This is a genomic window from Ekhidna sp. (assembly GCF_039960695.1).
GTDB lineage: Bacteria > Bacteroidota > Bacteroidia > Cytophagales > Cyclobacteriaceae > Ekhidna.
On record NZ_JBDVKP010000020.1, the window covers coordinates 267,655 to 282,676 of the forward strand.

The window sequence follows — 15,022 nt, forward strand, 5'->3', positions numbered from 1 at the left end:
GCATGCTGACTATCAACCAATAAAAAAGCCCCTTTGTTTGGGGCTTTTTAAAATCAAAATTTCTATCTATCAATCTCGGCTTCCAAGGAATATCATCACGTAATATAATAGTGTAGCAAGCGCTCCTAAAGCAGCAACTAAATAGGTTGATGCAGCAGTATTGAGTGCGTCTTTGGCCATATCATGCTCTCGATCATCCACAATATTTCGATCCTTAATCCATGCCAGCGCTCGGTTACTTGCGTCATATTCTACGGGAAGAGTAACAAATGCGAATAATGTAAATACACTATAACATGCGATGATAACCAACAAAGCAAGCTGTGGGTTAATAATTCCCGGAAGTGCAAATGCCCCAAAGAGCATCGCCATGAATATAATATTCATCACTCGTGCACTTATATTCTGAACAGGCACCATCGCTGATCTAAACTCTAGCCACCTATAAGCTTTTGCATGCTGAACCGCATGACCGCATTCGTGTGCAGCAACGGCTGCAGCGGCAGCCGATCTTCCGCTAAATACGTCAGGACTAAGATTTACTGTTTTATTAGCAGGGTTATAATGGTCAGTTAGTTTACCCTGTACAGAAGTAACAGTAACATCATGGATTCCATTATCTCGTAGCATCAATTCAGCGATCTCTTTTCCAGACAAACCTGAACCCAATGATACTTGCGAATATTTTTTGAATTTACTCTTCAATCGTGAACTAACCACCCAACTGGCAATCATGAACACTACAATTATTACGATTAGCATATTTTCTATTTCTCTATTTCAATCTAAAATAATTTGATCCAATTCTGAATCAAGAATACGTCAATTTCTTTGAGATGTTGCTGCCAAATTCAAGCCAATTTTATTACCTGCCAAATTGGCGCTTATTTGGCCGCTCTCCTTCTTATTAAAAAAGAAATTATTAACGATATACTACCAAATAAAGCTACCGCTGCAATCTGGGATGTATGTAGCAGTGTGGCTAGAAAAATGCCAGTCGTTTCTTCTATTGAGTACAATACCAGCATTCCCGCAATCATGCCATGGTAGGTGCCAAATCCACTTTGAACCGGAATTGAAAGTGCAATTCCACCAGTTATTAATAGCATTAGACCTGCTCCTATTCCTAATTGGGATGTCTCCGGAAGCGAGAATACAATGATGTACGACATCATAAAATATACTACCCATATGACAATCGTAGAAAGAATGAATCCGATCGGTCGCTTAATGTCCTTTAGGGATAAAAATCCTGAAATAAATCCTTTTATCAAGTCTGCAAACTTTCCTTTGAGCTGGTCTTGTTTTCGAATAAAGACAATCACCAAAATCGCCCCCAGAATTCCAGTAAAAAAGACAATCCAAATAATATACGATGGTATGTTCAAGTCCCTATATGCAGAATCTAAAAATGCCATAAGTCTAGCTGACTCCACCATAAGACTAACCAAAATTAGAATCAACAATGTGACCACATCAATTATTCGCTCAGTAACAACACTTCCAAGAGCAGCAGGAATCGCTACTTTATCATTTCTGTTGAGCACACCACAGCGTGTTATTTCTCCAAGTCGAGGCAGAGCCAGGTTAGCTAAATAACCAATTAAAACCGCTAGAGTAGTTCGGGAAGTCTTTAAATTATAGCCCAGTGGTTCAAGAAGAATGTTCCAGCGATACGCTCGAGCCACATATGCAATAATTGACAATAAAATAGAAACTACAACCCATGTGTAATCCACGGATTTTGCTCGTTGCCAGAATTCTTCCCACGCTACATTTCTAAATACCACGTAGAGGAGTATACCAGCCAAGCCAATACTGACCAGGACCTTTAAAAAATTAATTAGCGATTTTGACATTAATTAAGAACCGAGCCTATTCTTTTCATCTGGAAACACAACTACTGGAGCATGAGATTTTGCCTCTGATGGGTCAATGGTACAATATGAGATAATAATTACAATATCTCCTACTTGTGCCTTTCTTGCTGCAGGACCGTTTAGACATATCTGACCTGAGCCCCTCACGCCCTTTATTACATAAGTTTCCAGACGCTCGCCATTATTGATATTTACAATCTGAACTTTCTCATTCTCCACCAAGTTGGCTGCATCCATTAAATCCTCATCGATGGTAATTGATCCAACGTAATGAAGCTCTGCTTCAGTGATTTTAACTCTATGAATCTTTGATTTTAGTACCTCTATGTACATGCCCTTCTATTTGAGCCGCAAATATAAATTATCAATTAGTCTTATACCCTCTACATAACCAGCAACACATACTGCAAGTTCATCAAGATCTTCATATTTTACCACTTTTGAGAAATCCTTTGGATCAATTGCTTCCAGGTATTCCAGTTTAAAATTTTCCGCTTTGTCATAAATGACTCTGGTATTTTTGAGTAAAGCTTTTAGTGATTGGCCTTTCATTACACCTTCTTTCAAAATCTGCAGTCCTTTGTACAGAACTGAAGCATTGTTTCTTCCAGTCTCTGACAGAAGGCTATTCCTGGAAGACATAGCCAGTCCTGATGGTTCTCTTACCGTTTCCACTCCTATTACTTCACAAGCAAAACTTAGATCTTCACACATTCTCTTAATAAGAATAAATTGTTGTAAGTCCTTTAAGCCAAAATACGTACGATCGGGACTAACAATATGTAGAAGTTTGCTAACGACAACTCCTACCCCTTCAAAATGGCCAGATCTAAACTCGCCCTCCAATCCATTTGCCAGTACGCCAAAATTTATTGACACTAAAGGTTTGGTTGCATAGAGTTCGTTTTCAGTAGGCGTGAATAACACATCAACATTTTGGTTCTCTAATAATCTAATGTCATCTTCTAAAACGCGAGGGTACTTCTCAAGGTCATTAAGATTATTGAATTGTAGAGGATTAACAAAAATACTAACCACAGTAACATCATTATCCTTAGCCGACTGCTCAATCAACGCCAGATGACCATCATGAAGAGCGCCCATTGTGGGGACAAAACCTATTGTTTTGCCATTTTTAACAAAGGCAGAAACTGTCTGAGAGAGGGCGTCAAGGGCGCCAATAATGTGCATACTATGCGTTTATTTAATTGGCTAACTTATTGAAAGCGTTGATAATAAATCAAAAAAATGGTAAATTTGTGCTCATTTTAAAAGGTCCCATCAAGAATTTAATTAAAAGCACTTATGGAAAACATTAGAATCCTCTATGTGGCAAGCGAGATCAATCCATTTCTCAAAACCACAGAAGTAGCGGAGTTTGTGAGAAGGCTTCCCCAAGCGATGCAAGAAAGGGGAATGGAAATTAGGATTTTAGTTCCAAGATTTGGGCTTATCAACGAAAGAAAGAATCGTTTGCATGAGGTTGTAAGACTTTCTGGAATAAACATTGCGGTTGGAGATGAAGAAAAACCATTAGTTATAAAGGTAGCATCCATCCCTAATGCAAAACTTCAAGTCTACTTCATTGATAATGAAGATTACTTTTATAGAAAGTCTGTCTTTTTTGACAAGGAAGATAATTTCTTTGAAGATAATGACGAGAGAGCAATCTTTTTCTGTAAAGGAGTTCTTGAAACCGTTAAGAAGCTTGGGTGGTCTCCAGACATCATTCACTGTAATGATTGGATGACAAGCTTAATCCCGCTTTATACCAAAACGACTTATAAAAACGACCCTATCTATAAGGACTCAAAGACCGTTTTCACAATTTATAACAATCGATTCCAGCATAAATTTGGAGAAGACCTGTTAGAAAAAGTGAAAATGATCGATATTGACGACCAAATGCTTGATCCATTAAAAACAGCAGATTATGATGGGTTTGTAAAGCTTGGCATGCAATATGCAGATGCTGTAATTAATGCAAAAGAAGAAAATACAGCCAGTTTCAAAAAGCTAATTGCAGACCTTGGTCATAAGAAAACAGATACGATTGAAAAGGATGAAAATTTTGAGGAGTCTTACTATAACTTATATAATGAACTTATTGGCTAAGAAATTCTCACTTAAAAATATGATTAAACCGGGATTAATGATTTTAATCCCGGTTTTTTTCGGTTGTGAAACAAGTGAAGATATTGGTATAAAATATGATCTTGGAACAGATGCATCTGTCAAATTCCAAGAATTCACGCTGCCTGCAACAAACCTTTATATTGACAGCTTAAGAACTGACGGAGAGACAAGAGTTCTTGTTGGTAATTATTCAAATCCAATTACAGGAACTGTGTCTGCCGAGGGTTATTTGCAGTATTTCTATGAAAAAGGTCCAATGCCTAGGCAGAGAGATGAAGATGATCAAATTTTTCTTGACACATTAAAGCTCGACTCAATAGTAGTAGTGCTTGAAACAAATGCAATAGTTCCTCAGCAAGGAACATCGTTTCAAGAATTTTCCGTGTATGATTTAGAAGACAGTCTCATAAATAGTGCGATCTACCTAGCAAGCCTTCAGCAGACTCCAAGAACGCTGGCTGGATCATTTAGTGGTTCCATTAATACAGAAGTCGATACACTTTACAGAATTAAACTGGAAAACGGCTATGCACAATCATTTTTCAATAATGTGAGCAACATTGCAGGAGATCCTGATAAATCAATCGCAACAACGGTCTTTAGATCAATGGGATTTATACCCGGATCATCTGCCGAAAGTATTGCGTCTATTAATCTCGCTAGCGATACAACCAGAATCATCATGTATACTTCTCCGGTATCTCCTGGAGCAAAGGATACAACTTATCTAACTTATTTTAGATTTAATGGTAAACATTATTCATATTTAAATCGAGACAGATCTGGTTCAGAGTTTGCTGCAATTAATGAGTTTGAAGATTTTGATCTTACCTCTGGAGAGACCATCATTGACCCAATCGCTGGAATAAAAACAGCAATTTCAATAGCGGGAATAGAAGATTTTTTCGATCAGAATAGAAACATTCTAATTAATAATGCTACGTTATCGATGGATTTTGAGTCTGAAACTGAGAGAGACACGCTCACTCGTTTTATGAATTTCTTCAGAAAACAAGATGGGAGAATTTTCGGGCCAGCCACAGCAGATAATCCGTTTGGGAATATAATAATGTCAGATAATGGTTACCTGTCCGCTCAATCTGATCCAGCAACATCTTCCTTGAATGATACTAAGAATAAAATTATTCTTTCCTCAACACTGTTCTATCAGCAATTCTATCAAGAATTTTTAGAGAGGGATAGTTTGGTATACCAAAATCCAACAAGAGGAACCCTCATCCCAATTGATGATTTAGTTACAATTAGTACCGCAGATGTCACGTTGCAACGGACAATTTTTAAAAATAACGGAATTAAATTGAGACTTTATTATACTGAAGTAGAACGATAAATAAATTTTCATGTGTGGTATTGTCGGTTATTTGGGTAATAGACCCAGCTATCCTATTCTTATTAATGGGCTAAAAAGATTAGAATATCGAGGTTACGATAGTACAGGAGTAGCTCTCCTGGAAAATGGTGAAATCTCTGTTTTTAAGAAAAAAGGGAAAGTCCACGATCTCGAGCAAATTATTTCAAAAGACAATTTTGAAAGTAAAATTGGAATCGGCCATACAAGATGGGCAACTCACGGTGAACCAAATGACGTAAACGCCCATCCACACGTCTCAAACAGTGGAGAGCTTGCATTAATTCACAATGGTATCATTGAAAACTATGGTTCTATTAAAGAAGATTTGATAAAGAAGGGATACACTTTTCAGAGTCAAACTGATACCGAGGTATTTGTCAACTTCATAGAAGACATAAAAATAAATGAAAAACTTTCTCTTGAAGATGCGCTGAGAGTAGCATTATCTAAAGTAATTGGAGCTTATGCAATCGCAATAATTTCTAGTGAAACTCCCAATAAATTGGTGGCTGCCCGAAAAGGAAGCCCTCTTGTACTAGGACTAGGCAAGGATGAATTTTTCTTAGCGTCTGATGCAACGCCAATCATTGAATATACAAATGAGGTAATCTATTTGAATGATGAAGAGATAGTTGTTATTGAGAATGGAGAATACCTGATTAAAGATGCTAAAGACGTACCACAAACTCCTTATATCCAAACGTTAGAATTAGAATTAGAAGCAATAGAGAAAGGTGGTCATGAACATTTCATGCAAAAAGAAATTTTTGAGCAACCCATATCAATAGCAGACTGCATGAGAGGACGACTCAATGCAGAAAAGGGAGAATTAGTTTTGGGTGGAATAAGGAACCATGCAAAAGCACTCCAGAATGCAGAGCGAATTATAATCATAGCTTGTGGAACTTCATGGCATGCTGGACTTGTAGCAGAATATGTTTTTGAAGATTTATGCAGAATTCCAGTTGAAGTAGAATATGCTTCAGAATTTAGATACAGAAATCCAGTGATAAAGGAGGGTGATATCGTAATCGCCATCTCTCAGTCAGGTGAGACTGCTGATACACTTGCTGCAATTGAATTAGCAAAGAACAAAGGAGCAATTGTTTTAGGTGTTGTAAATACCGTCGGTTCATCAATTTCTAGAGTCTCTCATGAAGGGGCTTATCTTCATGCAGGTCCAGAAATTGGAGTAGCTTCCACTAAGGCATTTACCGCTCAACTTACTGTCCTTTATATGATCGCTTTAAAAGCTGCTTTCAATAAAGGAACCATAACTGATAATAAATTTCGTGAGCACCTAACTGAACTAAGTCTAATTCCAAACAAAGTAGAACTAGCCTTAAAGTCAAATGAAAAGATTGAACATATCTCTGATATGTTCAAAAATGCTAAAAACTTCCTCTACCTCGGCAGAGGATATAATTTTCCAGTTGCACTTGAGGGGGCATTAAAACTTAAGGAAATTTCTTACATCCATGCAGAAGGATATCCTGCAGCAGAAATGAAGCATGGTCCCATTGCGTTAATTGATGAAAATATGCCTGTAGTAGTAATCGCTACCCGTGATAGCAGCTACGATAAAATTGTCTCGAACATACAAGAGGTGAAAGCAAGAAAAGGTATAGTAATCGCAATTGTGACTGAAGGTGATGCTTTAATTCCTACCATGGCCGACTTCACGATAGAAGTGCCAGCTACTCATGAATCACTAATGCCGCTTGTTTCTGTTATCCCACTTCAACTTCTTAGTTATCATATTGCAGTAATGCGTGGTGCTAACGTTGATCAACCGAGAAATTTGGCAAAATCTGTTACAGTAGAATAACTTGTAGTTATGAAGGAAATTATTAACTCATCAAAAGCTCCGGCACCGATAGGGCCATATTCTCAAGCGGTAAAATCGGGCAATACGCTGTATATATCTGGACAAATACCCATCGATCAAGAAAATGATATCTTAATTGAGGGTTCCATTGAAGAAGAGACAGAGCAAGTGATGAAAAATATTGGATACATATTGGAAGAAGCAGGATTGTCATTCCCACATGTATTAAAGTGCTCTATTTTCGTTTCTAGTATGAATGACTTTGCCAGAATCAATACTGTTTACGGAAAGTATTTTCTGGAAAATCCGCCGGCAAGAGAAACAGTAGAGGTCAGCGGACTTCCAAAAGGAGTGAATGTAGAGATTTCCTGTATCGCTACTTTTTAAGAATAGCTAAGCATTACTCAACATTCCATCAACTGATCCTTATTTTTGCGCTCCAATCAAAAGTATAGATGGAAAACGTAAGAGTAAGATTCGCTCCCAGTCCCACTGGTGGTTTACATATTGGAGGAGTAAGAACTGCCCTATTCAATTACCTTTTTGCAAAAAAGAACAACGGTCAGTTTATACTTCGAATTGAAGATACCGATCAAACTAGATCTGTAAATGGTGCTGAGAAGTACATCAAAGACACCTTAGATTGGTGTGGGATCACCCCAGATGAAGGTCCCGATCAAGGTGGTTCTTTTGGTTCTTATCGACAATCCGAGAGAAAGGAAATTTATCGACAGTACGCCGATAAGCTAGTAGCTGAAGGTAACGCCTATTATGCTTTTGATACGCCAGAAGAATTAGATGCAATGCGTGAGCGGTTAAAGGAATCAAGAGTCGTAAACCCTCAGTATGATACAATAACTCGCACCACCATGAAAAATTCACTAACGCTATCAGAAGATGAGGTAAAGCGAAGAATTGAAAATGGTGATTCGTACGTTATCAGAATTAAAATTCCCAAGAAAGAAGAAGTGCGACTAAACGATATGGTACGCGGATGGGTGATGGTCCATACTGAAGTTTTAGATGACAAAGTATTGATGAAATCTGACGGTATGCCTACTTATCATTTAGCAAACATTGTCGACGATCATCTAATGAAAATCACACATGTAATAAGAGGAGAAGAATGGCTTCCTTCAGCACCTTTGCATGTTTTACTTTATCAGTTTTTGGGTTGGGCAGATGTGATGCCTCAATTTGCACACTTACCTCTTATTTTAAAGCCTGATGGCAATGGTAAATTAAGCAAGCGAGCTGCGGATAAAGCTGGATTTCCCATCTTTCCGCTCGATTGGAAAGATCCCGATACCAACGAAGTTTCACAAGGATTTAAAGAGATTGGTTTCATGCCTGAAGCACTTATCAATTTCTTAGCATTCCTCGGATGGAATCCAGGAACAGAGCAAGAAATATTCTCATTAAATGAGCTAGTGAAAGAGTTTTCAGACGTTCGAATTAACAAAGCAGGCACAAAGTTTGACTTTGAAAAAGCGAAGTGGTTTAATCAACAGTATATCAAATCAACAGAATCCAACCTTTTCGTGCCGGGTCTAATCAAAGATTTAAAAGAAAACCACAACATAGACTGTACACGAGAGATCGCTGTACAAATCGTAGATCTGCTCAAAGAGCGAGTAACCTTTCCAAATGAATTTGCTGATGGCGGACGGGTCATCTTTCAAGCTCCAACCACTTTTGATGAAAAGATCATTAAGAAAAAATGGGATGAAGATGCCTCTAAAGCACTCTTACTTTACGCAGATAATCTTGAATCGACAGAAAAAATCAATGCAGAATCCGCTAAAAGCCTTTTCTGGGAGACCTTAGAGAGTGCTGGATATAAGCCTGGACAGTTTATGCAAACATTGCGCTTGGCACTTACAGGAGAGGGGTCTGGCCCCGATTTGATGACAGTAATAGAAATTCTTGGCAGTGAGACAGCAGCAAAGCGAATCAAATCATCTATTGCTACGTTAAATAAATAAAGCTGAGAATTATGAGCAAAAAGGAAAAAGCAAGAGTGCATAAAGAATTGGATGGGTTAGAACTTAAGGTTGATTCTTTTGGAGAAATATCATCTAGCATGCCTATCGACGAACTTAATAAGTTCTTAAATAAAAATGTAGAGGATAAAAAGCTGAAGGATAGAGACGATATTGATGAGCTAAAGAAAGACTAGCTGCTTATTTTTACCTCAAAGTCGATTGACTAATTTCGCATGCAATAAACAAGGCGAAATGACAAAAATCGGCATTATCAAAGAGGGTAAAATTCCCATTGACAGGAGAGTCCCTCTTACACCTCAGCAAGCAAAACAAATCGCAGAAAAATTTGAAGTAGAAGTTCTCGTTCAATCCAGCGATATCAGATGCTTCTCTGACGATGATTATCGAAATGAAGGACTTTCTATAGTAGATTCTGTTGAAGATTGTGACATAATTCTTGGAGTCAAAGAAGTGCCAATGAACAATCTGATACCAGAAAAAACACACTTTTTTTTCTCTCATACAATTAAAAAACAAGATTACAATCGAGATTTACTTAGATCTATACTTGATAAGAAAATCAGATTAATCGATTGGGAGACATTGACCAACGAAAATGGCAATCGGATAATCGCATTTGGTAGATGGGCTGGAATAGTTGGTGCATATAATGGCCTTTGGACTTATGGAAAGAGATACAATCTTTTCAATTTGAGAAGAGCAAATGAATGCTTTGATTATGAAGATCTAAAAAAGGAATTCGAAAAGATTGATCTCCCAAATATAAAGATTGCCTTGACTGGTGGAGGACGAGTGACCAAAGGAGCAATGGAAGTATTGCTTGGAGCGGGAATTAGTCAAGTAACTCCTCATGAATTTCTAACACAACGATTCGAAGAACCTGTATTTACACAGCTCAACTCTAGAGATTATAACAAACGAAAAGATGGTGGAGAGTTTCATAGAAATGAATTTTACTCAAACCCCGAGCTTTATGAAGGAGATTTTTTAAAGTATTCTAAGGTGACTGATGTTCTAATAGCTTGTGCATTTTGGGATCCAGCTGCTCCAGTACTTTTCCGTCGTGAAGATATTATCCGTGACGATTTTGACATTAGAATAATTGCTGATATTACGTGCGATATCGAAGGATCAATACCCTCTACAAAAAAACCCAGTACAATTGATGATCCGATCTATGACTATAATCCAAGTGATGATGAGGTAGAGCAAGCATTAACTGATGAGGGAAATATAACAGTAATGGCTGTGGATAATCTGCCATGTGAATTGCCTCGAGATGCTTCAGAAAGCTTTGGAAATGAACTTGTCAATAATGTAATTCCACACCTTCTTGGCAATGATGAAAAAGGAATAATTCATAGAGCTACAATTACAAAAGATGGCGCACTTACCGAAAAATACAACTACCTTAATGATTATGTAGATGGCAAATAAAAAACCTTCCTGTACTTCACAGGAAGGTTTTTTATGTTACATTTTTACTTAAAGTCCTATTCAAACTCAGCAAAAATGGCATCTATCTCTGCCAATACAGGAGCTAATATGTCTTCAAGATTTTCTTGAGATCCATCAGCATATTGCACATATGGAACATAATCCTGGAATCCATCAGTATCCTCCTCCAAAACAAAAACAATATCTCCAACTTTAGAGCCATCAGAATATAAAGTCAGGTTGATAAAATCGTTTGGATTGCCGTCTTCTCCTATCTCCCTTACATCCACATTACCCTCAATTTTTAGACCTCTGTATTGAACGTTCCCTTCAACAAAGTTGACATCATCTTTACTTTCAGTTTCATAAGATACATCTACGTCAATACTTGCTATCAACTCATCACTCATGGATACCGAAGCAAGTAAGCTAGTAGACTTCACAAAAGTGTCCTTAAAGTCAATTACAAAGCTAAAAGGATCAATAAAAAGACTTACATCTGCTTCTTCTGGTGTACCGTCATTTGTCCATTTTACATTGTAAGAAAGTTCAACAATTGTAATGTCATCCACTTTCAAGTGTGCTTCAATCAGACTTGGAACTTCATATTCATCAACAATGTCTTCCCATACTTCTGTAATCGTTTCAAATTCAAGATTTGAAATTTTAAACTCGACATTATTCGTATTTGATCCATCTGTTGGGAATAGAACAATGAAAAAATCTGATTCTTCTACATCGAATTCTTGCAGTTCGAAATTCCATGTATAAAGTCCTTTAATGTCTTCAAAAGTGGTAGGATTGTTCGCTCCAACGCGTGCTGAGGGACCAGCTACGAAATATTGCGAGATTATTTTCAATCGTTCCTTTGTCCATGCTTTCTGGCTAGTTCTTCCGCCTATTAGAGCATAATCATCCAGTAGTTGAGCGAGGTGCATCAACTCATTGACACCATCAGATTCTACCAATGACACAATATCATTAGACAATGATGCAGAAGTCCCATCTACCATCTCCTTCGCTTCGTCAGGATTCAAGTCTACAGTTTGCTCTTCGTCATTTTGACATCCTGTCAAAACGAAAAGAATCATAATTGAAGCAAAAACCAGTTTTTTCATGCGTATTGAGTTTGTACCTTTTTTTGTATTTGTATGCATACCTCAATGGCATAAAAAAAAAGCCAGACCCCTAAGTCCAGCTTTTAATAATTTGTTATTGGAATGTTACCCGTTCATACTCACCAAAAACTCTTCGTTATTGGTGGTGCCTTTCATCTTACTCAACAAGAATTCCATTGCTTCATTGCTATTCATGTCAGACATGAACTTACGCAAAATCCACACACGTTTCAGTTCTTCAGGATCCATCAATAGGTCTTCTCTACGAGTTCCTGATGCTGGAACATCAATAGCTGGATAAACCCTCTTATTAGAAAGTTTTCTATCGAGTTGCAGCTCCATATTACCAGTTCCTTTGAATTCTTCAAAAATTACCTCATCCATCTTCGAGCCGGTCTCAATAAGAGCAGTAGCTATGATGGTTAATGATCCGCCATTCTCAACATTTCTTGCTGCACCAAAAAATCGTTTCGGTTTGTGAAGTGCATTCGCGTCCACACCCCCGGAAAGAATTTTACCCGATGAAGGTACAACTGTATTGTGCGCTCTTGCTAATCGTGTGATTGAATCCAAAAGGATTACCACATCATGACCACACTCTACCATTCGCTTAGCTTTCTCAAGTACCATGTTTGATACCTTCACATGCTTATCAGCCTGCTCATCAAAAGTTGATGCAACGACTTCACCTTTTACAGATCTTGCCATGTCAGTCACTTCCTCAGGACGTTCATCAATAAGTAGCACCATTAGGTAACACTCAGGATGATTCTCAGCAATTGCATTTGCAACGTTCTTTAGAAGCACTGTTTTACCTGTTTTTGGTTGTGCTACAATCATTCCTCTTTGTCCCTTTCCAATTGGTGAGAAAAGATCAAGAATTCTGGTTGAGTAGTTGTCTGGCTTAGTACTTAGATTGAGCTTCTCTTGAGGGAAAAGTGGAGTTAAATACTCAAACGCGACTCGATCTCTAACCTCTTCAGTTGTTTTACCATTTACGGTTTCAACTTTTAGAAGCGCAAAATACTTTTCACCATCCTTAGGAGGCCTAATCTGACCTTTTACTGTATCACCAGTTTTTAGACCAAATAATTTGATCTGTGAAGGAGATACATAAATATCATCCGGGCTGGCCAGGTAATGGTAGTCACTTGATCGAAGGAAACCATAACCATCCTGCATGATTTCAAGTACACCTTCATTTTCAATTACGCCATCAAACTCTTTGATTTCTTCATTATAAGCCTCTTTCTTTCTTCTCTTTTCCTGACGTTCGGCTTCACGTTCTGCTCGCTGGCTATCTCTCTCTTGGCGTTCTTTATTGTCGCCATCTTTCTTTTCAGGCTTGTCATCCTGTTTCTTATCGTCGCTGCGCTTTTTGTCAGAATGCTCTTTTTTCTCTTCCTTTTGGTCTCCAGCTGGTTTATCCTTTTTAGGAGCTTCTTTCTTAGCTCGAGGCTTTTTGTCTAATTTCTCCTTCGGCTCGTCAGTAGGTTCTCCACCTACTGCCTCATTCTTGATTTTTTTGATTTCGCCTTCTGGCATACTTGCTTGCTGGTCCAGGATAGCATAGATAAGGTCCTGTTTTGCAAGTTTCTTGTGGTTCTTAATTCCTAGCTTCTCTGCTATTTCCTTCAGTTCGGATAGCAGCATTACACTAAGATCATCTAGTGTGTACATAACTTTGTATAAAAGTGGGTTTCAATATTTAATTAAAATGATTCCTAAGAATACGTGGTAATCGCTTGTTTGCTTTTGTTAAAGCTGAAAAACCCGGATGAGTTTTTCGTGGATTGCTTCGCAATGATAGGCTATCCCCTACTATTTCACAAATAGCAACTAATATTTTACCTAAATATGATTTGAGTCCCCTTTTCACCGCAAAATCTTTTTTCTTTGCGACCTTATAAAAACTGAAGATTCATGTTGCAGGTTATTACCATAGAAAACGAATTTGATCGATGCGTCAAAGGATTAGAAAAAAGGGGACTGGAGGGTGCAGAAACCCTTTTGAAAGAGGTTCTAATGCTTGATGAACAACGCAAAAAACTTCAAGGAGAACTAGATGAGATTCTACATGAATCAAATAAGCTAGCAAAAGAAATTGGCCAGCTATTCCAACAAGGAAAAAAAGATGAAGCTGAAGTAGCAAAAACAAAAACTACGAAGCTTAAACAAAACAGTAAGACTCTTAGTGAAGAACTGAGCAACGTCGAAGTTTCATTAACAAAACATTTATACAATATTCCAAATATCCCACATGATACTGTTCCCCCGGGGAAGACGGATGCTGATAATGAGGTCATCAAAGTCATTGACGACAACATACCTGATTTGGGAAGTAATAAAAAACCACATTGGGACTTGATTGAAGAATACGATATCGTTGATTTCGAAATTGGTAATAAGGTCACAGGAGCAGGATTTCCATTCTATAAAAAACAAGGTGCTCGATTGGTCAGAGGGATGGTCAATTACTTCCTTGATAAGGCAGCAGAAGCGGGTTATGAAGAAGTACAGCCTCCAGTATTAATCAATGAAGCATCGGGCCTAGGTACAGGACAGCTTCCTGATAAAGAAGGTCAGATGTACCACACGGAAGCTAATGACCTGTATTTGATCCCTACAGCAGAAGTACCTATTACTAATATGTATCGGGATGTCATATTAAAAGAAGACCAACTACCGATCAAGCATGCAGGACATACGCCATGTTTCAGGAGAGAGGCAGGTTCTTGGGGTTCGCATGTACGCGGTTTAAACAGACTTCATCAATTTGATAAAGTGGAAATTGTGCAGATCGCTGACCCATCAAAATCATATGAAGTTTTGGATCAGATGGTAGTACACGTAGAAGAATTAATTAAATCGTTGAATCTACCGTATCGTATTCTTAAACTATGCGCAGGAGATCTGGGGTTTACTTCCGTCATTACCTATGATTTTGAGGTTTATTCTGCTGCTCAAGAAAAATGGCTGGAAGTGAGTTCTGTCTCAAACTTTGAGACGTTTCAGGCAAATAGATTGAAACTTAGAATTAAAAATAACGGTGGCAAAAAAGAACTGGCTCATACCTTAAATGGAAGTGCGCTGGCACTACCCAGAATAATGGCAGCAGTTCTCGAAAATAATCAAGCAAGCGATCACATTAAAATGCCTGAAGTACTCCATTCATATCTCGGTTTCAAGGAGATTCGAAAGAGCTGAAACCTCTGATGTAAAGTCCTTCGAGATTTCAATCCGCA

14 protein-coding genes are annotated in these 15,022 nt (G+C 38.0%); 8 read left to right on the top strand and 6 right to left on the bottom strand.

What is annotated here, in order from left to right; genetic code table 11:
- Positions 1 to 69: 69 nt before the first annotated feature.
- The 4 genes from ABJG98_RS17405 to panC all read right to left on the bottom strand — a co-directional run bounded on the left by ABJG98_RS17405 (position 70) and on the right by panC (position 3,071).
- Positions 70 to 762 carry a zinc metallopeptidase gene (locus tag ABJG98_RS17405; protein ID WP_348280824.1) on the bottom strand — a complete coding sequence of 231 codons (693 nt, stop codon included), beginning with the start codon at positions 760 to 762 and terminating at the stop codon, positions 70 to 72.
- A 122-nt stretch (positions 763 to 884) separates the two neighbouring features.
- Positions 885 to 1,859, bottom strand: a complete 975-nt coding sequence (locus tag ABJG98_RS17410) for a lysylphosphatidylglycerol synthase transmembrane domain-containing protein (protein WP_348280825.1) — start codon at positions 1,857 to 1,859, stop codon at positions 885 to 887.
- Positions 1,860 to 1,862: 3 nt separating this feature from the next.
- The gene (gene panD, locus ABJG98_RS17415; RefSeq protein WP_348280826.1) at positions 1,863 to 2,213 is read right to left on the bottom strand and encodes an aspartate 1-decarboxylase; all 351 of its coding nucleotides are present in this window, start codon (positions 2,211 to 2,213) and stop codon (positions 1,863 to 1,865) included.
- A 6-nt stretch (positions 2,214 to 2,219) separates the two neighbouring features.
- Positions 2,220 to 3,071: a pantoate--beta-alanine ligase gene (gene panC, locus ABJG98_RS17420; protein ID WP_348280827.1), complete on the bottom strand. Its 852-nt coding sequence runs from the start codon at positions 3,069 to 3,071 to the stop codon at positions 2,220 to 2,222.
- Positions 3,072 to 3,185: 114 nt separating this feature from the next.
- Between panC and ABJG98_RS17425 the strand changes: the two genes are divergently transcribed.
- The 7 genes from ABJG98_RS17425 (at position 3,186) to ABJG98_RS17455 (ending at position 10,659) form a co-directional block, all read left to right on the top strand.
- On the top strand, positions 3,186 to 3,995 hold the full coding sequence (locus tag ABJG98_RS17425) for a glycogen/starch synthase (RefSeq protein ID WP_348280828.1): 810 nt from the start codon (positions 3,186 to 3,188) through the stop codon (positions 3,993 to 3,995).
- A gap of 37 nt (positions 3,996 to 4,032) precedes the next feature.
- A complete protein-coding gene (locus ABJG98_RS17430; RefSeq protein WP_348280829.1) occupies positions 4,033 to 5,367 on the top strand; it encodes a DUF4270 family protein in 1,335 nt (444 codons plus the stop codon).
- Positions 5,368 to 5,377: 10 nt separating this feature from the next.
- On the top strand, positions 5,378 to 7,216 hold the full coding sequence (gene glmS / locus ABJG98_RS17435; RefSeq protein ID WP_348280830.1) for a glutamine--fructose-6-phosphate transaminase (isomerizing): 1,839 nt from the start codon (positions 5,378 to 5,380) through the stop codon (positions 7,214 to 7,216).
- 9 nt (positions 7,217 to 7,225) lie between these two features.
- Positions 7,226 to 7,603 carry a RidA family protein gene (locus ABJG98_RS17440; RefSeq protein ID WP_348280831.1) on the top strand — a complete coding sequence of 126 codons (378 nt, stop codon included), beginning with the start codon at positions 7,226 to 7,228 and terminating at the stop codon, positions 7,601 to 7,603.
- 68 nt (positions 7,604 to 7,671) lie between these two features.
- Positions 7,672 to 9,201: a glutamate--tRNA ligase gene (gene gltX / locus ABJG98_RS17445; protein ID WP_348280832.1), complete on the top strand. Its 1,530-nt coding sequence runs from the start codon at positions 7,672 to 7,674 to the stop codon at positions 9,199 to 9,201.
- 11 nt (positions 9,202 to 9,212) lie between these two features.
- Positions 9,213 to 9,395, top strand: coding sequence for a hypothetical protein (locus tag ABJG98_RS17450; protein WP_348280833.1), 183 nt, complete (start codon positions 9,213 to 9,215; stop codon positions 9,393 to 9,395).
- A gap of 58 nt (positions 9,396 to 9,453) precedes the next feature.
- Positions 9,454 to 10,659 carry an NAD(P)-dependent oxidoreductase gene (locus tag ABJG98_RS17455; protein WP_348280834.1) on the top strand — a complete coding sequence of 402 codons (1,206 nt, stop codon included), beginning with the start codon at positions 9,454 to 9,456 and terminating at the stop codon, positions 10,657 to 10,659.
- Positions 10,660 to 10,715: 56 nt separating this feature from the next.
- On the opposite strand, the gene ABJG98_RS17460 is transcribed toward ABJG98_RS17455, so the two are convergent.
- Entirely contained in the window at positions 10,716 to 11,777 is a 1,062-nt protein-coding gene (locus ABJG98_RS17460) for a hypothetical protein (RefSeq protein WP_348280835.1), read from the bottom strand.
- A gap of 105 nt (positions 11,778 to 11,882) precedes the next feature.
- Positions 11,883 to 13,457, bottom strand: coding sequence for a transcription termination factor Rho (gene rho / locus ABJG98_RS17465; protein WP_348280836.1), 1,575 nt, complete (start codon positions 13,455 to 13,457; stop codon positions 11,883 to 11,885).
- 243 nt (positions 13,458 to 13,700) lie between these two features.
- On the opposite strand from rho, the gene serS reads away from it, so the two are divergent.
- The gene (gene serS / locus ABJG98_RS17470; protein WP_348280837.1) at positions 13,701 to 14,984 is read left to right on the top strand and encodes a serine--tRNA ligase; all 1,284 of its coding nucleotides are present in this window, start codon (positions 13,701 to 13,703) and stop codon (positions 14,982 to 14,984) included.
- Positions 14,985 to 15,022: the final 38 nt, after the last annotated feature.